The sequence below is a fragment of the Kitasatospora sp. NPDC057738 genome (assembly GCF_042798815.1).
GTDB classification, from domain to species: Bacteria; Actinomycetota; Actinomycetes; order Streptomycetales; family Streptomycetaceae; genus Kitasatospora; species Kitasatospora lactacystinica.
The window spans coordinates 1-20,248 of the sequence record NZ_JBHVJT010000105.1 but is presented as its reverse complement, the minus strand read 5'-3'; the positions used below and the strand labels follow the sequence as shown (position 1 = coordinate 20,248).

Annotated in this window: 19 protein-coding genes; 7 read left to right on the top strand and 12 right to left on the bottom strand. The window is 74.4% G+C overall.

From position 1 onward, the window contains the following. The first annotated feature begins 67 nt into the window (after positions 1 to 67). A complete protein-coding gene (locus ACFVGO_RS36490) occupies positions 68 to 1,618 on the top strand; it encodes a glutamate synthase subunit beta (RefSeq protein WP_380636429.1) in 1,551 nt (516 codons plus the stop codon). Between the two features lie 82 nt (positions 1,619 to 1,700). Here ACFVGO_RS36490 and ACFVGO_RS36485 read toward each other — a convergent pair whose 3' ends face one another. Then, positions 1,701 to 3,230, bottom strand: a complete 1,530-nt coding sequence (locus ACFVGO_RS36485; protein ID WP_380636427.1) for a TolB family protein — start codon at positions 3,228 to 3,230, stop codon at positions 1,701 to 1,703. Positions 3,231 to 3,469: 239 nt separating this feature from the next. Between ACFVGO_RS36485 and ACFVGO_RS36480 the strand changes: the two genes are divergently transcribed. After that, complete coding sequence (locus tag ACFVGO_RS36480) at positions 3,470 to 3,997, top strand: YcxB family protein (RefSeq protein ID WP_380356746.1); 528 nt, start codon at positions 3,470 to 3,472, stop codon at positions 3,995 to 3,997. A 71-nt stretch (positions 3,998 to 4,068) separates the two neighbouring features. Here ACFVGO_RS36480 and ACFVGO_RS36475 read toward each other — a convergent pair whose 3' ends face one another. Next, positions 4,069 to 5,382 (bottom strand): MFS transporter, encoded by a 1,314-nt coding sequence (locus ACFVGO_RS36475; RefSeq protein ID WP_380636426.1) that lies wholly within the window; start codon positions 5,380 to 5,382, stop codon positions 4,069 to 4,071. A gap of 127 nt (positions 5,383 to 5,509) precedes the next feature. On the opposite strand from ACFVGO_RS36475, the gene ACFVGO_RS36470 reads away from it, so the two are divergent. Then, positions 5,510 to 6,190, top strand: a complete 681-nt coding sequence (locus ACFVGO_RS36470) for a TetR/AcrR family transcriptional regulator C-terminal domain-containing protein (RefSeq protein WP_359908761.1) — start codon at positions 5,510 to 5,512, stop codon at positions 6,188 to 6,190. A gap of 9 nt (positions 6,191 to 6,199) precedes the next feature. Continuing rightward, the gene (locus ACFVGO_RS36465) at positions 6,200 to 6,712 is read left to right on the top strand and encodes an isochorismatase family protein (RefSeq protein ID WP_359908758.1); all 513 of its coding nucleotides are present in this window, start codon (positions 6,200 to 6,202) and stop codon (positions 6,710 to 6,712) included. A 39-nt stretch (positions 6,713 to 6,751) separates the two neighbouring features. Here the strand turns inward: ACFVGO_RS36465 and murQ are convergent, their stop codons facing one another. Then, positions 6,752 to 7,657, bottom strand: a complete 906-nt coding sequence (gene murQ, locus ACFVGO_RS36460; protein ID WP_380636424.1) for an N-acetylmuramic acid 6-phosphate etherase — start codon at positions 7,655 to 7,657, stop codon at positions 6,752 to 6,754. A 169-nt stretch (positions 7,658 to 7,826) separates the two neighbouring features. Here murQ and ACFVGO_RS36455 point away from each other — a divergent pair, with 169 nt between their 5' ends. After that, positions 7,827 to 8,471 (top strand): endonuclease, encoded by a 645-nt coding sequence (locus ACFVGO_RS36455; RefSeq protein ID WP_359908752.1) that lies wholly within the window; start codon positions 7,827 to 7,829, stop codon positions 8,469 to 8,471. A gap of 32 nt (positions 8,472 to 8,503) precedes the next feature. Here ACFVGO_RS36455 and ACFVGO_RS36450 read toward each other — a convergent pair whose 3' ends face one another. The 5 genes from ACFVGO_RS36450 to ACFVGO_RS36430 all read right to left on the bottom strand — a co-directional run bounded on the left by ACFVGO_RS36450 (position 8,504) and on the right by ACFVGO_RS36430 (position 12,867). Then, on the bottom strand, positions 8,504 to 9,184 hold the full coding sequence (locus tag ACFVGO_RS36450) for a DUF6445 family protein (protein WP_380356735.1): 681 nt from the start codon (positions 9,182 to 9,184) through the stop codon (positions 8,504 to 8,506). 255 nt (positions 9,185 to 9,439) lie between these two features. Then, positions 9,440 to 10,636 carry an ABC transporter permease gene (locus ACFVGO_RS36445; RefSeq protein WP_359908746.1) on the bottom strand — a complete coding sequence of 399 codons (1,197 nt, stop codon included), beginning with the start codon at positions 10,634 to 10,636 and terminating at the stop codon, positions 9,440 to 9,442. Next, the gene (locus tag ACFVGO_RS36440) at positions 10,633 to 11,343 is read right to left on the bottom strand and encodes an ABC transporter ATP-binding protein (protein WP_380636422.1); all 711 of its coding nucleotides are present in this window, start codon (positions 11,341 to 11,343) and stop codon (positions 10,633 to 10,635) included. The genes ACFVGO_RS36445 and ACFVGO_RS36440 overlap by 4 nt, the downstream gene beginning before the upstream one ends. After that, positions 11,340 to 12,431, bottom strand: coding sequence for an efflux RND transporter periplasmic adaptor subunit (locus ACFVGO_RS36435; protein ID WP_380356730.1), 1,092 nt, complete (start codon positions 12,429 to 12,431; stop codon positions 11,340 to 11,342). The genes ACFVGO_RS36440 and ACFVGO_RS36435 overlap by 4 nt, the downstream gene beginning before the upstream one ends. Continuing rightward, positions 12,421 to 12,867 (bottom strand): hypothetical protein, encoded by a 447-nt coding sequence (locus ACFVGO_RS36430; RefSeq protein ID WP_380356727.1) that lies wholly within the window; start codon positions 12,865 to 12,867, stop codon positions 12,421 to 12,423. Before ACFVGO_RS36430 ends, ACFVGO_RS36435 begins: the two co-directional genes overlap by 11 nt. A gap of 220 nt (positions 12,868 to 13,087) precedes the next feature. Here ACFVGO_RS36430 and ACFVGO_RS36425 point away from each other — a divergent pair, with 220 nt between their 5' ends. Both ACFVGO_RS36425 and ACFVGO_RS36420 read left to right on the top strand, forming a co-directional pair. Beyond that, a complete protein-coding gene (locus ACFVGO_RS36425; protein WP_359908734.1) occupies positions 13,088 to 13,753 on the top strand; it encodes a response regulator transcription factor in 666 nt (221 codons plus the stop codon). 89 nt (positions 13,754 to 13,842) lie between these two features. Further along, a complete protein-coding gene (locus tag ACFVGO_RS36420) occupies positions 13,843 to 15,015 on the top strand; it encodes a sensor histidine kinase (protein WP_380636436.1) in 1,173 nt (390 codons plus the stop codon). 168 nt (positions 15,016 to 15,183) lie between these two features. Here the strand turns inward: ACFVGO_RS36420 and ACFVGO_RS36415 are convergent, their stop codons facing one another. The 4 genes from ACFVGO_RS36415 to ACFVGO_RS36400 form a co-directional block, all read right to left on the bottom strand. Continuing rightward, positions 15,184 to 15,957: a maleylpyruvate isomerase family mycothiol-dependent enzyme gene (locus ACFVGO_RS36415; protein ID WP_359908731.1), complete on the bottom strand. Its 774-nt coding sequence runs from the start codon at positions 15,955 to 15,957 to the stop codon at positions 15,184 to 15,186. A 223-nt stretch (positions 15,958 to 16,180) separates the two neighbouring features. Further along, positions 16,181 to 17,740: an alpha/beta fold hydrolase gene (locus ACFVGO_RS36410; protein WP_380636420.1), complete on the bottom strand. Its 1,560-nt coding sequence runs from the start codon at positions 17,738 to 17,740 to the stop codon at positions 16,181 to 16,183. A gap of 128 nt (positions 17,741 to 17,868) precedes the next feature. Next, a complete protein-coding gene (locus ACFVGO_RS36405; RefSeq protein WP_380636419.1) occupies positions 17,869 to 18,645 on the bottom strand; it encodes a CPBP family intramembrane glutamic endopeptidase in 777 nt (258 codons plus the stop codon). 508 nt (positions 18,646 to 19,153) lie between these two features. Beyond that, positions 19,154 to 20,248 (bottom strand): hypothetical protein (locus ACFVGO_RS36400; protein WP_380636417.1); only part of this gene is annotated, 1,095 nt, incomplete at its 5' end.

The window sequence follows — 20,248 nt, the reverse complement described above, 5'->3', positions numbered from 1 at the left end:
GCCGTACGGTGGCGCGCCGCCGGGTGGGCCGCCTGGTTCGAGTCGGCACGCCCTGCCGGAGGCCGCGATGGCAGACCGGATGGCCTTCTTCACCACCCCGCGCGCGGAGCGGGCGCGGCGGGACGCGCGGGAGCGCCTGGGGGACTGGCGGGAGGTGTACCGGCCGGGCGAACTGCTGCCGGTGGTGGGCGGGCAGGCGGGGCGGTGCATGGACTGCGGGCTGCCGTTCTGCCACCACGCCTGTCCGCTGGGGAACCTGGTGCCGGACTGGAACCGGCTGGTGGCGGAATCGGGGACGGGCCAGGAGCCGGGTACGGGTACGGGAACCGGGGCGGGTACGAGGGCGGAGGCGGACGCGGGAGCGGATTGGCGGGCGGCCGCGGCACGGCTGCTGGCCACCAACAACTTCCCGGAGTTCACCGGGCGGCTCTGCCCGGCGCCCTGCGAGAGCGCCTGCGTCCTGGCGATCGACGGCGCCGCGGTGGCGATCAAGAACGTGGAGCTGGCGATCGCCGACCGGGCCTGGGAGGCGGGCTGGGACGGGCCCCGGCCGCCCGACCGCCCCGAGCGGGCCGCTGGGCGGCGGATCGCGGTGATCGGCTCGGGCCCGGCCGGGCTGGCCGCCGCCCAGCAACTGACCAGGGCCGGGCACATTGTCACGGTGTACGAACGGGCCGACCGCGCGGGCGGACTGCTGCGGTACGGCATCCCGCCGTTCCGGCTGGAGAAGCACCGGCTGGAGCGCCGACTGGACCAGCTGCGGGCCGAGGGCACCGCCTTCCGCACCGGGGTGTGGGTCGGCCGGGACGTCCCGGGCGAGGAACTGCGATCGGGGTGCGACGCGGTGGTGGTCGCGGTGGGGGCGACCGCCTGCCGGGAGCTGGCGGTGCCGGGCCGGGACCTGTCCGGGGTGCACCAGGCGATCGACTACCTGACCTGGGCGAACCGGGTGGACGAGGGCGACCGCCCGGTCTCGCCGGTGTCCGCCGAGGGGCTGGACGTGGTCATCGTCGGCGGCGGGGACACGGCGGCGGACTGCCTGGGAACGGCGCTCCGTCAACGCGCCGCCACCGTCACCCAACTGGACATCAACCCCCGCCCGCCGCAGGACCGGGCCGCCGGACAGCCCTGGCCGGTGCACCCCAAGGTGTACCGGGAGACCACCTCGCACGAGGAGTCCGGCGCCGCGGAGGCCGGGCCCCGGGTGTTCGCGGCGACCACCGTCGGCTTCGAAGCCGGCCCGGACGGCCGGCTGGCCGCCGTCCGCTTCGCCGAGGCCGAACCGGCCGACCGCAGCCCGCGGACGGGCACCGAACGGAGCCTGCCCGCGCAGCTGGTGCTGCTCGCGCTGGGCTTCACCGGGCCGGAGCCGGACCGGCGGCTGTTCGCCCAGCTCGGCCTCGCCACCGGGCCGGCGGGCACCCTGGCCAGGGACGACGGCTTCGCCACGGAGGCGCAGGGCGTGTTCGTGGCGGGGGACGCCGGACGCGGGCAGTCACTGATCGTCTGGGCGATCGCCGAGGGGCGGGCAGTGGCGGCGGCGGTGGACCGCTACCTGCGCGGGTGGACGGAGCTTCCGGCGCCGATCCGGGCCTCGACGCGGGCGCTCACGGTGTGAGTCCGGGAGCACCCGCGCCGGGGCCGGGCGGCCGCGCCGGGGTGGCCGGGGCGGGGCGAGGGTGGGGCCGTCGGACCGGGTGTCAGAACAGCGGCAGGCGGCGGAGGAACGCGTCCTCGACGCCGTTGGTGTCCGCGGGGACGAGGGTGCCGTCGGAGGAGGTGAACACCACCGCGGTGCCGAGGGCGTCGGCGTACGGGGCGTGCGAGGGACCGGCGCTCTGCGCACCGTCGCCCGCCACGCTGACCCGCTCGGTGCGGCCGGTCCACAGGTCGTGCCGGAACACGTCCTCGGCGTTGTTGGTGTCGCCGGGGACGAGGTTGTCCGCCTCCGAGCTGAAGAGGACCCACCGGTCGTCCGCCGTGATCCGGCCGCCGTAGGAGCCGAGGGTGGTCGTCGTCCCGGGCAGGCCGGTGCTGACCAGGGTCTCGGTGCCCTGCTTCAGGTCGCGGACGTAGACCTCGAAGTGACGGTCCCACTGGGTGCCGCCGTGCAGGACCCAGGAGGAGTAGACCGCGTAGCGGCCGTCGGGGCTGATCGAGGGGTTGACCGCGCCCTTGTAGCCGCCGTCGCCGTCCGGGCTGGCCAGGCTCGTCCGCTCGGTGCGCAGGTCGCGGACGTACAGCGGGTAGGTGCGCGGCTTGAGGATCTCCGCGCGGGCCCCCGGCCGGAGGGCGGCCGCCGGGTGGAAGGAGTCGGCGACGAACTCCCGGTCGGAGCCGGCCCTGAGCTCGGCGACCGCGGCGGGGGAGAGGGCGCCGGCCGCGCCCGCGCCGAGGAGGTTGGTCGCCTTGGAGATGAAGACGACGGTGCTGCCGTCCGCGCTGATCTCCGGAGCGGAGGAGGAGGCGTCCGCCTCCTTGCCGTCGGCGCCGATGCTGACCAGGCGGGTGTCGCCGGTCCAGCGGTCGGTGACGTAGATGTTGCCGCCGAACCAGGTGACCGTGCCGGGGGCGAGGTCGCCGCGGTTGGACTGGTAGGCCACGTACCGGCCGTCCCAGCTGATCGAGGGGACGCCGGACAGCTTGCCGGTCTGCGGAACCCCCGTCCTTCCGACGCTGACCAGGCGGGTGTCGCCGGTCCAGCGGTCGTGGACGTAGACGTCCTCGGAGCCGCGGTTGGCACCGGGGGCGAGGTTGGTGGCGGTGGAACTGAACGCCACGTAGCGGCCGCTGCCGCTGATCGTGGCCTCGTAGGAGTCCCCGTCGGCCTGGACGCCGTCCGGGCCGGTGTCCACCCGCTCGGTGCGGCCGGTCCACAGGTCGCGGACGAAGACGTCGGACCTGCCGTTGGTGTCGCCGGGCACCAGGTCGGCCGCCTCCGAGGTGAAGACGGCGAAGCGCCCGTCCGCGCTCAGGCCGCCGGCCTGCGAGGCGCCGGTGGCCTGGGCCTGTCCGAGGCCGACGGAGACGCGTTCGGTGCGGGCAGCGCCCGGCAGGGCGGCCAGGCCCGCTCCGGTCGGGGCCGCTCCGGTCGGGGCCGCTCCGGTCGGGGCCGCTTCGGACGGGGCCGCTCCGGTCGGGCCCGCCTGGGCGGGCACGGCGACGGCGGCGGCCAGTGCGGCGGCCGCGAGGACGCAGGCCGCGCGCAGCGGGCGGCGGATGAGGTTCATCTGGTTCCCTCCCCTGGGATCGGCCGTGCCGCGTCGGCGGTGGACGCCGAACTCCCCGGCGGCCGGCTCGGGGTGAGCCAACCGCCGGGCGGGGCGGTCGGTCAACGGGTGGGCGCCGGGAGCGGCGTTTTCCCGCCGGGGGAGCGCGGACGCGGTCGCATCGGGTACGTACGGTCTTTGCTACGATCCGGCGAAGCTGGTGTCAGGAGTTGTGCGTGTACGGGTCGGAGGGTGGGGACGTGGGTTCCGATGGGCGGGCGGTGACGTATGTCGAGGTTCGCTACACCCCGACGGACGCCGACTTCCGGGAGGCCTTCGCGGCGTGGGACCGGCACACGGCGGTCGGACGCCGGTCGCGGCGAGCCGTGTACACGGTGGCCGTCGGCGGGACGGCGGTTGCCGGACTGCTCGTCGTCCTCGGCGGGACGGTGCCGCTGCTGGTCGCCCTGCTGGTGGTGCTCGCGCTGCTCGTGGTTCTCGCGGTGCCCGCGACACGGGTGCGGCGGGTGACGAGGGCGGCGGCGGACAAGGGCGAGTTCAGGGTCCTGCTGGACGACGACGGGGTGGTCGTGAGCACCGAGGCCTCGGTCACCGAGTTCGCCTGGCCGGAGCAGCGGTACTACCTGGAGACGCCCCGGCTGTTCCTGCTGCTGAGCGGCAACGAGGAGGCGGGGGTGCTGACCATGCTGCCCAAGCGCGGGGTCGACGACCTCCGGGGGCTGGGGGAGCTGATCGACCGGCACGCGACGGCGCTCGTCCCGGACTGAGCGGTGGTTCCTGGGGCGGTCCCTGGGGCGGTCCCTTCGGTGGGGCCGGTGCGGCCGGGGCGTGGGGCGCGTCACGGGGTGGGCTCCGCCGGGGCCGGCCCGGTGCGGTGCGCCCGCCGGTCGTAGCGCCAGAGCGCGGGGATCGCGGCGGACAGCGCGGCCGAGCTGCCGAGGCAGAGCAGGCCGCCGGTGCGCAGGGCCGCCCGGATGCCCTGGCGGGCGGCGAGCCCGCCCGCCCGCAGGTCGCCCAGGGCCGGCCCGGCGGAGCCGATCAGCATCTCCAACCCGGCGGCGCGGCCCCGGAGTTCGTCCGGAATGGACTGGTTCCAGATGGCGCTGCGGAAGGTGTCGCCGATCCAGTGGGCACCGCCCGCGACGGCCAGGCAGAGCAGGACGGCCCACAGGCCCGGGGCGAACGCGGCCGCCGCCGTCGCCGCGCCGACCAGGGCGGCGGAGAACAGGACGAGTCGGCCGTGCCGGTGGACCCGCTCCGCCCACCCCCCGGTCGCGGCGGCGATCAGGCTGCCGACCGCGCCGGCCGAGTAGAGCAGGCCGAGCGCCCAGGTGGCGTCCAGGTCCGCGGCCAGGAACGGGAAGAGCGCGGTGGGCAGGGCGAAGACGGTGGCCGTGAGGTCGGCCAGGTAGGTGCCGATCAGGTCCGGGCGCCGGGCCGCGTACCGGGCGCCGTCGAGGAACTCGGTGAGCTGCGGCACCTCGGCGTCCCGCTCCGAGGGGACCGGCCGGACCCGGGCGAGCAGGGCGATCGAGAGCAGGAAGGTGCCGAGGTCGACCAGGTACGCCGCCGGGACGCCGGCGGTCGCGATCAGCAGGCCGGCCGCCGCCGGGGCCGCCACGCCGCCGATGCTCCAGCGCAGCGAGAGCAGGGAGCCGGCCGCCACCAGCTGGTCCTGGGGCACCAGCCGGGGGATCATCGCCTCCACCGAGGGCTGCTGGACGCCCTGGAGCGCCGCCGCCACCCCGGCGGCGACGTACAGCGGCCAGACGGCGGGGGTGCCGAGCAGCGCGTTGGCCAGCAGCAGGGCGCTGAGCGCGGCCAGGGCGACCTCGGTGACCAGGGCGACGGTGCGGCGGTCGGCGCGGTCGGCGAGGACGCCGCCGTAGAGGCCGAACAGGACGGTGGGTACGAGTTCGACCGCGCCGACCGCGCCCACGGCCAGGGGTGAACCGGTGAGGTCGGCGATCTGGAGCGGGATCGCCGTCATGGTGAAGATCGAGCCGAGCAGGGTGACGGTGCCCGAGGTCCAGGTCAGCCGGAAGTCGCGGGAGGACCGCCAGGGCGCGGTGTTCGGCAGCAGTCGGGACCAGAAGCGGTCCGTTCCGGAGGTCGGGTCCGTTCCGGAGGTCGGGTTCGGTCCGGAGGTCATGAGGGGTGGGATCCCTTCGCGGCCGTCGGTGTCGCGACGGCTCTCCTTATCGCTGATAAATTCCAGCTCGGGAACTTATCGGCGATAAGGTGGATCTGGCAAGCGGACGACCCAGGAGGCCGATCGGATGGCGCTGAAGCGCGACGAGGTGGTGCGCACGGCGCTGCGCCTGCTCAACGAGGAGGGCATCGACGGGCTGACCACCCGGCGGCTCGCCCGCGAACTCGGCGTCCAGTCACCGGCGTTGTACTGGCACTTCAAGAGCAAGCGGGAACTGCTCGACCTGATGGCCGAGGCGATGCTCGCCGAAGCCCTCCCGCCCGACCGCGAGCCGGACCCGGCGCACTGGCCCGAGTGGATCGCCGCCGACGCCCGCGCCAAGCGCAACGCCCTGCTCGCCTACCGCGACGGCGCCCGGGTGCACGCCGGAACCCTCCCGACCGAGGACGAACTCCCGGCGGTCGAGGCACAGTTGAGTGCCCTCTGCGGAGCGGGACTGCGCCCGCGAACGGCGCTGCGCCTGCTGCTGACCGTCGACCGGTACATCATGGGCTGGGTCACCGAGGAGCAGGCCTGGCGGCAGGACTCCGCGGGCCGCGACCGGCCGCCGTTCCCGGACGAAGCACTGCGCGAACTGCCCTTGCTGCGCGAGGCGGTCGACGTCCTGCGGATGACCGACCACGACGCCGACTTCGAGTACGGGCTGCGGGTGCTGATCGAGGGGTTCAGGACGGAGATCGCGCGGGAGGCGGCGCAGAGCGCCCCGGCGCCGGACCGGGCCTCGGGGGCCACTCGCCCGATGGACTAGCGTGACCCCATGACCACCCTTGACCCCCGCAGCACGGCCCTGGTCCTGATCGACCTGATGGACCGGATCGTCGCCAACCCGCTCGCGCCGCGCACCGGTTCGGAGGTGGTGAAGGCCTCGCTGGAGCTGGCCCGGGAGTTCCGGGCGGCGGGCGCGCCCGTGATCGCGGTACGGGTCGAGCGGCCGAACGTGACCGAGCAGCCGCCCGGGAGCGGGCTGCCCGCGGAGGTCGCGGCGGCGGCCGACGAGGTCGTGGTGAAGCGCACCATCGGCGCCTTCCAGGGCACCGGCCTGGACGAGCTGCTCCGGGCGCGGGGCGTGGAGACCGTGGTGTTCGCCGGGATCGCGACCAACCTCGGCGTGGAGTCGAGTGCCCGGGCCGCCTGCGACCACGGGTACCGGCTGGTGTTCGTCGAGGACGCGATGGCCGCGCTCACGGCGGAGGAGCACCGGGCTTCGGTGGAGCTGGACTTCCCGCGCCTCGGCGAGGTCGTCGCGGCCGCGGACGTGCGGCTGGGGTGAGCCGGCGGGGCGGGTCGCCGCCGGTGCGGCGGCGGGCCGCTACGGCCGGGCGAGGCGGAGGGCTTCGCGCAGCCGTCCGTCCGAGGCCGTGAGCAGGCGGGCGGCGGTGGACGCGTCCACGTCCGCGAGCAGGGACAGGATCGCGTCCTTGGCCCGTCCGCCGGTCGCGGTCAGGGCGCGGTCGACCGCGGCCTCGTCGGCGCCGGTCGCCTCGGCGACGATCCGTCGGGCGCGGTCGCGCAGCTTGTCGTTGGTGGCGCGGAGGTCGACCATCAGATTGCCGTACGTCCGGCCGAGCCGGACCATCACGGCCGTGGAGAGCAGGTTGAGCACCAGCTTCTGGGCCGTGCCCGCCTTGAGCCGGGTCGATCCGGCCAGCACCTCCGGGCCGACCTCCACCTCGATGCCCAGCTCGGCCGCGGCCGCGAGCGCCGAGCCGCGGTTGCACGCCAACCCGACGGTCAGCGCCCCGGCCGCCCGCGCCGCGCGGACGGCGGCCAGCGGGTAGGGCGTCCGGCCGGACGCGGAGACGCCCACCAGGGTGTCGGCGGGGGTGAGGGCGAGCGCGGCCACGTCGGCCTCGGCGAGGTCGGTGCGGTCCTCGGCGCCCTCGGCCGCCGCGGTGACGGCCGAGCGCCCGCCCGCGATCAGACCGACGACCAGCGCCGGATCGGTGCCGAAGGTCGGCGGGCACTCGACGGCGTCCAGCACACCGAGCCGCCCGGCCGTCCCCGCGCCGGCGTAGACCAGCCGGCCACCACGCGCCATCCGGGCGGCCACGGCGTCGACCACGGCGGCGATCCGCTCCAACTCCCCGGCGACGGCGACCGGAACCGTGCGGTCCTCGGCGTTCATCAGGCGGAGCAGCTCGACGGCGGGCAGTCGGTCGATCGCGGCCCAGTCGGGGCGGACGGTCTCGGTCGCGGGTACGGCGTCCCGGCTCATGCGCCCGCCCCGCTCCGCCCGGCAGGGGCCTGTGCCCGCGCGTACCCGTCGACGATCCGCCCCCGGCCTCCGGCCGGGGGTGTCCCCGTGCTTCGCTCACTCATGCGGCGAGCCTCCCCGGGTGCGGGGCGTCCGAATCCGGGCAAGCGTGGGGGAGGAGGTGAAGGCCGTGGAACCGACCGTTGCCGAACTCCTGGACCGGTTCGGCCGCACCTACGCGGAGGAGGCCGGGATCACGCTGCGCGACAAGCCCTCGCCGCTCTACCGGCTGCTCGTCCTGACCGTGCTGTGCTCGGTGCGGATCGGCGCCGGCACCGCCACGGCGGCGGCCCGGGAGCTGTCGGCCGCCGGACTGCGGACCCCGCGCGCGATGGCGGACGCCCGGCGCCGGACGCTGATCGCCGCCCTGGGCCGGGCCCACTACGTGCGCTACGACGAGAGCACCGCCACGGCGCTCGGCCAGGGGGCCGGGCTGCTGCTCGACCGCTGGCACGGCGATCTGCGGCGGCTGCGGGAGGAGGCCGGGGGCGATTCGGAGCGGATCGGCGAGCTGCTCCGGGAGTTCCCCCGGATCGGGCCGGTCGGCGCCGGGATCTTCCGGCGCGAGGCGCAGGCGGTCTGGCCCTCGCTGCGGCCGTACGTCGACGAGCGGGCGCTGGCGGAGGCCCGGACGCTCGGGTTGCCGGGCGAACCGGACGGGCTGGCGGCGCTGGTCGGGCCGGGGGACCTGGCCCGGTTGGCGGCGGCGCTGACCAGGGCGAGCCTGGCGCACGTGGGGGCCGGGTGGGGGGTGGGTCGGCCCGGTGCAGGGTGAGGGCCCGGCGGTCCGAGAGGGTGCGTGCCGGGTCAGGCCATCCAGAAGAAGACCGCCGTCATCCGCCGCTCGGCCAGGTCGGTGCCGTAGTAGCCGGTGGCGCTGTGGATCAGGTTGGCGTGGTAGAGGAGCAGCTGGTTGTAGCGGTTGGGGACGCGGACGTCCTCGGTGAAGTGGTCGGCCGGTACGTGGCGGGTGCCGAGCGCCTCGACCAGGTTGTTGTGCGGGGCGTTGACCAGGTTGCCGCCGAGGCGGCCGCCGGGGAACTGCTGGCGGTAGAAGCTGGTGCCGGCGTCCTTGGGGGCGCCGGGGCTGAGGTAGAGGACGGCGGCGTAGCGGCAGAGCGCGCGGGAGTCGGTGTGCGGGCGGGACTCCGACTCCCCGGCGCCGACGACCTGGACGCAGTTGTGGTTGAGGGTGCCGCCGCCCGGGGTGCTCTGCACCCAGAGCCGGGAGGCCCCGGTGGCCTTGCGGACCTGCGACTCGACCCGGGCCAGCTCCTCGGGTTCCAGGCCCGGCATGGTGCGCAGTCCGGGCCAGGTCTCGGGGCGGTGCGGGTAGCCCTCGGTCCAGTCCCCGCGGGCCAGGCAGCGCTCCCGGACGGCGTCCGGGTCCGGCAGCACGTTGTCCAGGACCCAGTAGTCCCGTCCGCGGGTGGGCTTGCGGTAGGGCAGGACCGGCAGGGTGGTGGGCCTGATGGGCTGTGAGGGCATGGGCCGACCATAGAGGCGGTGATCGTCAACCTTCTGCCGTGAGCAGGTCAACCTTTCGTCAAGGGTGACCAGGCCCGGGACCCGGCCGGGGCTCCGGTGCGAACCCGCTGCGACTTCACGTGGACAGAGCCACTCGTCCTCCGGTTGGCCGCCCGAAGCCTTCCGGGACGGCCAACCAGGCGTACCTTCGACGCCTTCCCGAACAGGCCTGCGGGGTCTGTCTTCAAACCCCCGCCTGCGGGCCGACGAGAGGCCCTAGCCGGTGCGGAGGGCGAGGGTCGGGGAGAGACGGGAGGCCCGGACGGCCGGGTAGAGGCCTGCCACCGTCCCGATGAGCAGGGTGGCGGCGAAGCCCCCGGTGACGGCCCACAGGGGGACCACCCAGGGCAGGTCGCCCGAGACGGCGAAGGCGTAGGTGGCGGCCGCGCCCAGGGCCACGCCGGCCAGCCCGCCCAGTCCGGAGAGCAGGAGGGACTCCGTCACGAACTGGAGACGGATCTGGCCCCTGGTGGCGCCCAGGGAGCGGCGCAGTCCGATCTCGTGGCGCCTCTCCAATACCGAGATGATCATCGTGTTGGCGACCCCGACGCCGCCGACCAGGAGCGCCACCCCGCCCAGCCCGAGCAGGAGGTCGGTGAACGCCCCCTCGGTGGCGGCCTTGGCCTGGAGCGCCGAGGAGGGGTCGGTGACCTGCACGTTGTGCGGGTTCTGCGGGTCGACGGTGCGCGGGATCAGCTCGCGGACCGCGCCGACCGTCCGGTCCGTCGACCGTTCGTAGATCTGGGTCGGATGGCCGTCGAAGCCCAGCAGCGCGCCGGCGCCGTCCCAGCCGACCAGGGCGGCCCGCTCGATCTCGGGAGCCAGCGGCAGCGGGTCGAGGATGCCGATGACGGTGAAGTACCGGCCGCCGATGTGGACCTGCTGACCGGGGGCGGTGATGCCCAGGCGCTGGGCCGCGACGTGTCCGAGCACCGTCGACGGATAGCGCCCGTTGGCCTCGTTGAGCCAGGTGCCCGAGCCGACCGCGCCGCGCACGACGTCCAGCAGTCCTTCGGTGGCGGCCTTCACGGTGATGCCGCCGGTTTCGTCACTGGGGATCTTCTCGCTGCGCCTGACGGACTGCGCCAGGTCACCGGTCGCGCCGACCTGCTCGACCCCGGGGACGCGGCTCAGCATGCCGATCGACTCCTCGGGCAGCTTCACCTTCTCGCCGAACAGCCCCTGGCCGGGGGAGGCCACCAGCATGTTGGTTCCCAACTGGTCGAGCTGCCTCAGGAGTTGGGCCTTACTGGAGGAGGAGATGCCGACCACCGCGATCATGGTGGCGATGCCGATGGCGATGCCCAGCGCGGACAGCACCACCCGCAGCGGCCGGGTGCGCAGGCCGGCCGATCCGACGTGGAGGACGTCACGGGGGCCGAGCCGGGCCGGGGAGAGCCGGGTGCGGCTCATCGCTCCCCACCCCGATCGGCCGGTTCGGCGGCGCCGGTGCGCAGATCCGCCACGACGCGACCGTCGCGGATACGGACCTGGCGCGGCAGGCTGTCGGCGATCTCGCCGTCGTGGGTGATCACCGCGATGGTGGCACCCTCGGCGTTGAGGTCGTGCAGCAGCTCCATCACCGCTTCGCTCGAGGCGGAGTCCAGCGCGCCGGTCGGCTCGTCGGCCAGCAGCAGGTCCGGCTCGCCGACCACCGCCCGGGCGATGGCCACCCGCTGCCGCTGGCCGCCCGACAGCTCGTGCGGACGGTGGTGCATGCGGTCCGCGAGCCCGACCCGCTCCAGGGCCGCGGCCGCGCGCCTGCGGCGCTGGGCGCGCGGCAGGCCCGAGTAGAGCAGGCCCTCGGCGACGTTGTCCTGGGCGCTGACCCCGGCCACCAGGTGGAAGGACTGGAAGACGAAGCCGATGTGCCGGGCGCGCAGTGCGGACAGCCGGCGGTCGGAGAGGGCGGCGACGTCGTGGCCCGCCAGGGTGACGGATCCGGCGCTCGGCCGGTCCAGGGTGCCGACGATGTGCAGCAGGGTGGACTTGCCCGACCCCGAAGGGCCGACGATGGCGAGCAGTTCGCCGCGTCCGACGCGCAGGTCCACGCCGTGCAGCGCCACGACCCCGCCCGGATACTCCTTGGTGACCTGGTTCAACTCGACGACGGCGCTCATGACTTGGGCACCCCGACCTTCATTCCCTCGGCCAGGCCGGTCCCGCTGACCTCGACCCGGCCCTGTCCGAACATGCCGAGTTCGACCGGGACTTCGCGCACCTTCCCGTCCTCCACGACCTGGACGCCGAAGCCCCCGCCGGACAGTGCGAGCAGTGCGTTGACCGGTACCGTCAGCACGTCCTTGCGGACCTCTCCTTCGAGCTCGACGGTGACCGGCGCCTGGTCGAAGCCCTCCGCCTGCCCCGGGTCGTCGAAGAGCACCCGGGCGGTGATCCTGGCGGGCTTGTCCTGGGAGCCCTGCTCCTTGCCGTCCTCGCCGACGGTGCGGTCGACGGAGGCGACCTTGCCCTTGGCCCTGCCGCCGCCGGGCAGGTCGACCTCGACCCGGGTACCGGGCTTGGCGAGGTCGGCCCGGGAGACCTCGATCTTGATCTGCACCTGCCGTTCGGAGCCGGTGGTGGTGAGGACCGGCTTGCCGGGAGCGGCCTGGTCGCCGACGGCCGCATCGTTCTTCTTGATCCGCACCGGACCGGGCGAGAAGGCGATCTGCTCGGGGCCGATCTCGCCGGTCCGGGCCAGACCGTGGGCCTTCTGCCAGCGCTTGACCGCTTCTGCGGTTCCGGGGGTGAACTCCTCGTCCGCGGCCAGCCCCTTGCCGTAGCCCAGGTCGCGGAGGTTCTCCTTCAGCTGTCCGACGTCCGGCCCCTTGTCGCCGGTCTTCATCGTCCGGTACACGGGGCGCTCGCCGTCCATGAGCCGGACCTTCCGGCCGTCGACCTCGTAGAGAACCCCGTCGCGTTTCACCACCGCGCCGGCCTCCGGGAGCCAGGTGAGGGTGCCCGGCACACCGGCGTTGAGCCGGCGCTCCTCGGCATAGCCGAGGGTCCCGTCCACCTGGGTCCGGCTGCTCAGGTCCTGTCGTTCCACCGAGCCCGTGCTCGGCGGCAGCCCGCCGGTGCGGTCCGTGCCGGCGCTGCTGACGCCGCCGGTCTGCGAGAGGGCCGTGACCCCGCCCACCAGCGAGACCGAGGTGACCAGCGCGGCGATCAGGTACGTTCGGCGGCCCCGTCCGCGCTCACTCCGCATTCTGACCACTGCACGCCTTGTTCGCCTTGTCGAACCTGTCCTTCTCGGCGCCCTCCGGGACCTTCATCGCCTGTCCCGACATCGCCGAGTCGCCGTCGAACTTCGGGTCCGGCATGTCCACACCGTTACCGCGCATGCACCGGGCGAATTCGAGGGCCCTGTCCTTGTCGGCCTGGGACATCTTCGTGCCGCCCGAGCCGCCGGCTCCCCCGCAGGCCTTGAGGGCCTCCGCCATCTTGTCCTGGCCGCCCTCGAGGACCAGGCCCCGCGGGTCCTGGCCCGGCTCCGGCTCCTTCACCTGGGCGCCGTGTTCGCGCAGGCACTTGCGGTGCTCGTAGGCCCGGTCCGCCGCCGCGCCCTTGCCCGACGAGTCCGAGCCGCCGCCCCCGCCCGTGCCCGCGGCGCCTCCGCCGCAGGCCGCGGTGAACAGCGCCATCCCCGCCACCAGCACGGCCGCCGCGCCGTACCTGTGGTTCCGCAAGTGGTTCCGCATGTGGTTCCGCATGGAATTCCTCCGTGTCCGATTGGGAGTGACCGACCACCGTGTCCGATACCGGGTGACCGACCACGCAGAGGCTGGCACGCACCCGCATTTCGCCGCTGTCAGCCGAGACCTTTACGGCAACGAAAGGTGGTTCTCAGGTACACCTGATGTCATGCGTGTACTGATCGTGGAGGACGAGGAATTCCTGGCGGACATGATCGCCGAGGGATTGCGGCGCGACGCCCTGGCCGTCGACGTCGTGTACAACGGCGCCGACGCGCTGGAGCGGCTGCGCTTCACGGACTACGACGTGCTCGTGCTCGACCGCGACCTGCCCGGAGCGCACGGCGACGAGGTGTGCCGGAGCGTCGTGGAGCAGCGGTTGCTGACCCGGGTCTTGATGCTCACCGCCGCCGGCACCGTCCGCGACCGCGTCGACGGCCTGGACCTGGGCGCGGACGACTACCTCACCAAGCCGTTCGCCTACGAGGAACTGCTGGCCCGGGTACTGGCGCTCGGCCGCCGCACCCACCCCGCCCTTCCGCCGGTCCTCGAACGTGCGGGCATCACCCTCGACACCGCTCGCCGCCAGGCCTTCCGGGAGGGCCGCTACCTCGCCCTGTCCCGCAAGGAGTTCGGCGTACTGGAGGCGCTGATGCAGGCCGAGGGCGCCGTGGTCAGCGGTGAGGACCTGATCGAGCGGGTGTGGGAGCGGAACATGGGATACCGCACCAACGCGGTCCGGGTCGCCCTCAGCAAACTCCGCGCCAAGCTCGGCGAGCCCTCGGTCATCGACACCGTGCCCGGCCACGGCTACCGCATCGGCGTCCCGGCATGAGGCGCTCCGCCCCGGTCGGCCCGAACCGCCCTCCACTGCCCGGCCGACCACGCCCGCGGCTGCCGGGCGGGGAGCGGGGCCGGCTGACCATGCTCTACGGCGGGCTGCTCGTCCTCGCCGGGGCCATGCTCATCGTCCTGGTCAACTTCCTGGTCCGGGAGGGTCTGTACACCTCGATCAGCACGGCCGTCGCCGTCGAACCGCGACTGGCCACACTGGCGACCCCGGACCCCGCCGCGGCGAAAACCCTCACGGTGGGAACCGCCGCACCCGCGAACGCTCCACCCGGAACCACCCCCGCCGACGGCGGACAGTCCCACTTCCAGGCCGTCAAGGTCGTCACCCAGGCCGCCGAGCAGGCCGCCCAGAACCAGCTGCTGACCGTCTCCCTGATCGCTCTGGCCGCCTTCGCCGTCATCTCGATGGCACTGGCCTGGTGGATGTCGGGACGGGTGCTGCGCCCGGTGGCGGTGATCACCAACACGGCGCGGCGGCTCTCGGGCGAGAACCTGCACGAGCGGATCGCCCTCGACGCACCCCCGGGCGAGCTCAAACAGCTCGCCGACACCTTCGACGCCATGCTCGACCGCATGGAGCAACTGGTGGGCGCGCAGCAGCGGTTCGCAGCCAACGCCGCACACGAACTGCGGACTCCGCTCGCGGTTCAGCGGGCCGCGGCCGAAATCGGGCTGGCCACCGAGGACCCGGCCGCCGTCGCCCGGATCCGCCGCAAACTGATCGAGGTCTCCGAGAGCAGCGAACGGCTCATCGAGGGTCTGCTGCTGCTGTCCGTCTCCGACCAGAGGCTGGACCACCGCGAACCGGTCGCACTGGACCAGCTGGCCCGCGCGGTGGCCGCCGAGTGCGCCGCCTCGGAGGAAGCCCGGGCGAACCGCGTCACCGTCCGAACCGACACCGCCCCCGTGTCCGTCGAGGGTGATCCGGTGCTGCTGGCACACCTGGTACGCAACCTGGTCGGCAACGCCCTGCGCCACAACCACGACGGCGGCCGGGTCGAGGTCGGCGTGCGCGACGGCGTCCTGGAGGTCGGCAACACCGGCCCCCAGGTGCCGCCGGAGACGGTCCCCTACCTCTTCGAGCCCTTCCGCCGCCTGCAGGAGCGTCGACACGGCCCGCGTGAGGGCGCGGGCCTGGGCCTGTCCATCGTCGCCTCCATCGCGCGTGCCCACCACGCCGACGTCACCGCCGTCCCCGGCAGCACGGGCGGACTGCGGGTCCGGGTCGAATTCCCCACGACCTGATCCGGCTGCCGGGGGCACCAGTACGTCCTTCGAACGGAGCCCGCACCGGACGGCCCCTGAACAGCGGGCCCGCAGCCTGCCCGCGGCCGCGCGATGTCCGCGACCCCGGGCCCGGTGACGCCCGCAGGAGCGCGCGCACCACCGGCAGCTGCGTCACGAGCGCGCGTTCTACGCGTTCGGGTCCCACTCCGCGAGCTGCTCCATCGGCTCGGTGCTGCCGGTGTTCTCCAGGCTGTCGAGCGGGACGCGATCGTAGAAGTAGAGGACCAGTTCGCTCGCCGCGCCACGCATCACCATGTCGCCCGGCTCCGCGTCGGCGGCGAGGTCGTCGCAGCGGACACCGTCGGCGTCGAGGGTCAGGCGCCAGGAGCGGCCCTCGGTCGCGTGCAGGTCGATGGTCGCCGGCTTGAACGGCCAGGGGACGGTCGTCGCCGAGACGGTCGTCAGGAACTCGTCGACGCCCTCGACCGCGACGTCCGTCGGCAGCGGCTGTGCGGCGCCCAGGACGAGCTGGACGTCGTAGGTGTGGACGGCTATCTCCTGGATCTGGTGCCGGGCCAGGGCTCCGCTGGTCTCCGGGGCCTGCGAGCGGCCCCACCAGGTCCAGCAGCCGCGGTCCGGGCCGGCCTCGCGCAGCGCGTCGAGCATGAGCTCGGTCGACTCGGCGAGCCAGGCGTCCAGGGCTTCGCGGTCGCGGGGCGCGGTCGGGGCGCCCTTCGGGGACGTCTTCGCCGGGGGCTCGGCGCCCGGGCCCGCCGCGACGATGGCGGCCTGGCGGCGGCGGCCGTCGCCGAGGTGCTGCACCAGTTCGCGCAGCGTCCAGTCCGGGCAGGTCGGGACCTGGACGTCGAGGTCGGGGGCGGCCGCGATCGCGGCGCGGAAAGCGGCCGACCGGTCCTCGATCAGCCGCAGGACCTCGGGAAACTCCACAATGTTTTGCACGCCGGTTGTCTATCACGGCGCTCCGGCCGCCTGATAGCGATTTTGTCGGGCGACGACGACCGAGGCCCCTGCACGGGCGGCTCCCCAGTCCACTCCTCCATCGCCTCCTCCATCGTCTCCTCCATCGCCACGAAACGAGTCCGGCCCCACCGCACACGCGATGGGGCCGGAACCTGAAAGACCGTCAGCGGACCTCCAGGACAAGCGGGCCGGGACGCCCCGGCTACGCCCTGGTACAGGTCAGGTCGGCCTCCGGCAGGCGTCCGCCGGCCAGGTAGGCGTTGACCGCGTCGTCCACGCACGCGTTGCCGTACGTCCCGTAGAGCCCGTGCTGGTCGGCGCCCCGCAGGGTCAGCAGCCGGGAGCCGGGCAGCAGCCCGTGCAGCGCGACGCCGTCCCGGTAGGGGGTGCGCGGGTCCCCGGTGGCGGAGAGGATCAGCGCCGGGGCGTCGCGGCGCACCTCGGTGGGCGCCTCGCGCGGGGGGTCCAGGAAGGCGCACGGGGAGATGTTGTCGAGCAGCGGGCCGGACAGCGGGTACCGGGCGCGGTCGCGCTCGATCCGGCGCCAGTAGTCCTCCGGGTCGCGCGGCGCCGTACCGTCCGCGCACAGGATGGCCTGCGAGATGCTGCCGGCCTGCGACCCCTGCGGGGTGAAGAGGAAGCGCAGCATGGCGGTGATCCCGTCCGAGGGGGTGACCGGCCGGCCCGACGCGGCCTCGGCGAGCGTCGCCACCAGCTCGGCGAGGCCCGCCCGATCCGCGTCGGAGTCGCCCGCGAGGTTCATGAACACCACCATCGGCACCCGGGTGTCGTCGAGCTCGAAGGCGTCCGCGCCGGCGCCGACCACGAGCGGGCGCGCCGCGGCCGCCCGGACCGTGCGCAGCACCCCGGCGACCACGTCCTCGCGGGTGCGGCCCAGCCCGTAGGTGTCGTGGCGGGCCGCCGCCCAGTCCGCCCAGTCGGCGAACGCCCGCTCGTTCTCCGGCGCCATGTTGGGGAGCAGCGCCGGCCCGGCGTGGGCCGGGTGCAGCGCGCTGTCCAGGACCACCCGGTCGTAGCGGCCGGGGAACATCTGGGTGTACACCGTGCCGAGGTAGGTGCCGTACGAGAGGCCGAGGTAGGAGATCCGCCGCTCGCCGAGCGCGCCCCGCACCACGTCCATGTCCCGGGCCGCGTCGCGGGTGCTCGCGTGCGGCAGCAGGTCCCCGGCCGCCGAACGGCACCGGGTCGCGAGGTCCCGCTGGAGGGCGACCTGGCGCTCGAAGGAGGCCCGGCCGGTCCCGGCGGAGGTGATGCTGAAGCCGATCGGCCAGCCGCAGTCGAGGGGGGCGCTGCGGCCGACGAAGCGCGGGTCCAGCCCGACGATGTCGAAGCGGGCGGCGGTGTCCTTCAACGCGGCGTGCACCCGCGGCGGCGCACCGAGCGTCGGACTGCCGGGGCCGCCGTCGTTGAGCAGCAGCGTGCCGATCCGGTGGCGGGTGTCGGTGGCCTTGATCCGGGAGAGCGCCAGCGTGACGGTGCGTCCGCCGGGGGCGCCGTAGTCGAGCGGCACGGTGACCTCCGCGCAGCGGGCGCCGGCCCGTTCCAGCGCGGCGCCCTCCTCGTCCTGCGGGCCCTGGACGCAGCTGTGCCAGTCCGGGCGCTGCTGGTAGTAGCGGTCGAGCCCCTGAGGAACGCCGGCGGCCTGTGCGGCGGCTTCTGCCGGTGCGGTGGCGGCGGCCGCGGTCAGGCCGGCCACGAGGGCGAGAGCGGCCGCGGCGGCGCGGCGGCGGAGGTAGGTCAAGACGTCTCCTCGGCGGTGCGGGGCCCGGTCCGGGCGCCTCCGTACAGGACGCGTGCGGGGCAAACAATATGACGGTCCGTCGGAAAAAGCTTCGCTGACGACGAAGCCGGGCGGGCGTAGCGGCGGGATCAGGTTTGCGGCGCGGGCGCGGGAGCGGGTGCGGGTGCGGGTGCGGGTGCGGGAGCGGGAGCGGTACGGGCGCGGAGCAGCAGCGCCAGCCCCAACGCCAGGTCGACGGCCACGTCCAGCGCCCGCAGCCAGTCGGCCGTCTTCCCGGGCGAGTAGACCTCCAGGTAGTCGGCCAGCGCGTGCAGCAGCACCAGCGGCCAGACACTCCCGATGTACAGCCGCGCGCCGCACAGGAAGAAGCCGAACGCGCCGGCCTCCAGCACCTGCCACAGCGTGTTGCCCAGGGGCGCGTCGAAGAACAGCCAGTTGTCGAGGTGCCCGACCCCGAACAGCACCGCCGTCAGCGTCCCCGCGCGCACTGGGCCGAGCGGCCGTGCGACCTCCAGCACCAGCGCCCGGCTGCTCAGCTCCTCGCTGACCCCGATGGCGAGCATCAGCACCGCCCCGCCCGCCAGGGCCGCCGTGCCGCCCTCGACCCCGGGCAGCGCCGCCAGCCCCGCCAGCACCGTCACCGGCAGCAGCACCGGCCAGCGCGCCATCACCCCTGGGCCCGCCACCCCGCCGGCCGCCAGCAGCCCCCAGGTCCGGAGCAGCGCCAACACCACCGCCGCGCCCGCCAGATTGACCACGGTCGGCCCCAACTGCGGGAACCACCCCGGATCCAACGGCGGCAGCACCTTCGCCACCACCACGATCGTCGCCTGCCAGACGACCGCGGCCCCGACCGCCCCCGCCACCGGATGCCGGCGCACCTGGCTCCCCCACCGCGTCAACACAGCTCGATGGTAGGCACGACACCGTCAAGTCGGCGTCAGTTCCTTCGAGTTGGGCCTACAAGTGTGCTGATGGCCTTTCAGGTTCCGGCCCCATCGCGTGTGCGGTGGGGCCGGACTCGTTTCGTGGCGACGGGGGAGTGGGCCGGGGATCCGGTCGGGGATCCGGTCGGGCCGGACGTCCGGGAGACGGGCCGGGAGCCGATCCCGGCGGGGAGTGGGTTCGCGTTCCTGGCCGAGCACCGGGAGACGCTGTTCCCGGGCTCGATGTTCGCGGACATGTACCCGTCGAGGAACGGCCGGCCGAACACGGCGAGGTGGTACGCCACTACGTCGTGCACAACGCGGAGGAGGAGGGCGAACGAAGACCGGTCCGACTGTTCCCCGGCGTGCCGGGCCGAGGGGCCGGGCCGCGGGACGGCGCCTGGCCGGGCGCCCTTCGACGGGGCTCGGCCCGGCCTCCCGGGCGGGGGAGGCCGGGCCCTTCGGCTCGCGGTGGGGGTGTGCGGTGTCAGCGTGCGTCGCGCAGGAAGACGGACCGCTCGACGGACTGGTGGCCGTTCGACGCCGCGCTCACCCGGATGTCCACGTCGGTGCCGTACTTCGGGGCCTCCTTGAACGTGGCCCGGAAGGTGTACTCGACCGTGTTGCCGTCGCGGACGCCCGGAACGTTCGGGTCGACCGTGACCAGGCCGCAGTCGTCCTTCAGCTCGACCGGCTTCCACACGTCGCCGACCCGGGCCTCGACCGTGACGTCGTTCGGGGTCAGCGCGTCGGAGCTCCACACGGCCACCCGGGGGCGCAGACCCGTGGTGCCGTCCGGCGAGGAGACCCGGAAGCTGAACGGGATCGGGTCCGTGGTGACCACGCCCTTGGCCGGCGGCATCACCGAGAGCATCTGCGGGCTGTGGCTGTCGACGACCGTGGCGTTCAGCTCGGCCTTCGCCATGTCGCGGTAGTCCCTGGAGTGCGGCACGGGGGCGTCCGCCTCGATCGTGATCCGCCCCGGACGGTTGGCCAGGGACAGCCGCATCCGGTACTCGACGGTCCGGCTCTGGCCGGCGGCCAGGGTGAAGGCCGCGTCGTCGGCGGTGCCCGCGTAGTCCATCCCGCCGCCCTGGCTGAGGTGGTCGAGCTTCTTCCAGCCGGAGGCGTCCTTGCGCTCCAGGGTGCCCTGCGCCATCGCGAGCACCATGGTGCAGGGCGCTCCCTCGTACTGCTGGGTCGCCACCACGGGGGCCACGCTGCGGGTGCCGGTGGCGTCGTTGTTCTTCCAGGTGACGGTGAAGGGGACCAGGTCGTTCAGTCCGATCTTCCCGCCCTCGTGCAGGCCGCCGAAGGTGATGCCGATGCCGCTTCCGCTTCCGCCGGACTGGGCGGGGGCCTTCGGCGCGGCCGGCTTGGCCGGGGCCTTCGCGGCGGCCTTGACGTCGGTCCTGGCGGCCGCGGCCGCGGGGGCCTCGGCGGCGGGCGCGGCGGCGGGCGGGGCCGTCTCGGTGGTCGGTGCGGCCGGGGTGGTCGGCGCGGCCGGGGCGGGGGTGGTCGGGACGGCGCCCGCGCCGGGGGTGGCGGAGGAGGTGACGGCCGGGGTGGAGGCGGGGGCGGC

Excerpts from the sequence above, each read along its gene's own strand:
- ACFVGO_RS36470 (WP_359908761.1), top strand. The coding sequence starts at position 5,510 with ATGGCGCTGAAGCGCGACGAGGTGGTGCGCACGGCGCTGCGCCTGCTC.
- ACFVGO_RS36435 (WP_380356730.1), bottom strand. The coding sequence starts at position 12,431 with ATGCGGAGTGAGCGCGGACGGGGCCGCCGAACGTACCTGATCGCCGCG.
- ACFVGO_RS36490 (WP_380636429.1), top strand. The coding sequence starts at position 68 with ATGGCAGACCGGATGGCCTTCTTCACCACCCCGCGCGCGGAGCGGGCG.
- ACFVGO_RS36485 (WP_380636427.1), bottom strand. The coding sequence starts at position 3,230 with ATGAACCTCATCCGCCGCCCGCTGCGCGCGGCCTGCGTCCTCGCGGCC.
- ACFVGO_RS36425 (WP_359908734.1), top strand. The coding sequence starts at position 13,088 with ATGCGTGTACTGATCGTGGAGGACGAGGAATTCCTGGCGGACATGATC.
- ACFVGO_RS36450 (WP_380356735.1), bottom strand. The coding sequence starts at position 9,184 with ATGCCCTCACAGCCCATCAGGCCCACCACCCTGCCGGTCCTGCCCTAC.
- ACFVGO_RS36440 (WP_380636422.1), bottom strand. The coding sequence starts at position 11,343 with ATGAGCGCCGTCGTCGAGTTGAACCAGGTCACCAAGGAGTATCCGGGC.
- ACFVGO_RS36465 (WP_359908758.1), top strand. The coding sequence starts at position 6,200 with ATGACCACCCTTGACCCCCGCAGCACGGCCCTGGTCCTGATCGACCTG.
- ACFVGO_RS36420 (WP_380636436.1), top strand. The coding sequence starts at position 13,843 with ATGCTCTACGGCGGGCTGCTCGTCCTCGCCGGGGCCATGCTCATCGTC.
- ACFVGO_RS36430 (WP_380356727.1), bottom strand. The coding sequence starts at position 12,867 with ATGGCGCTGTTCACCGCGGCCTGCGGCGGAGGCGCCGCGGGCACGGGC.
- murQ (WP_380636424.1), bottom strand. The coding sequence starts at position 7,657 with ATGAGCCGGGACGCCGTACCCGCGACCGAGACCGTCCGCCCCGACTGG.
- ACFVGO_RS36445 (WP_359908746.1), bottom strand. The coding sequence starts at position 10,636 with ATGAGCCGCACCCGGCTCTCCCCGGCCCGGCTCGGCCCCCGTGACGTC.
- ACFVGO_RS36475 (WP_380636426.1), bottom strand. The coding sequence starts at position 5,382 with ATGACCTCCGGACCGAACCCGACCTCCGGAACGGACCCGACCTCCGGA.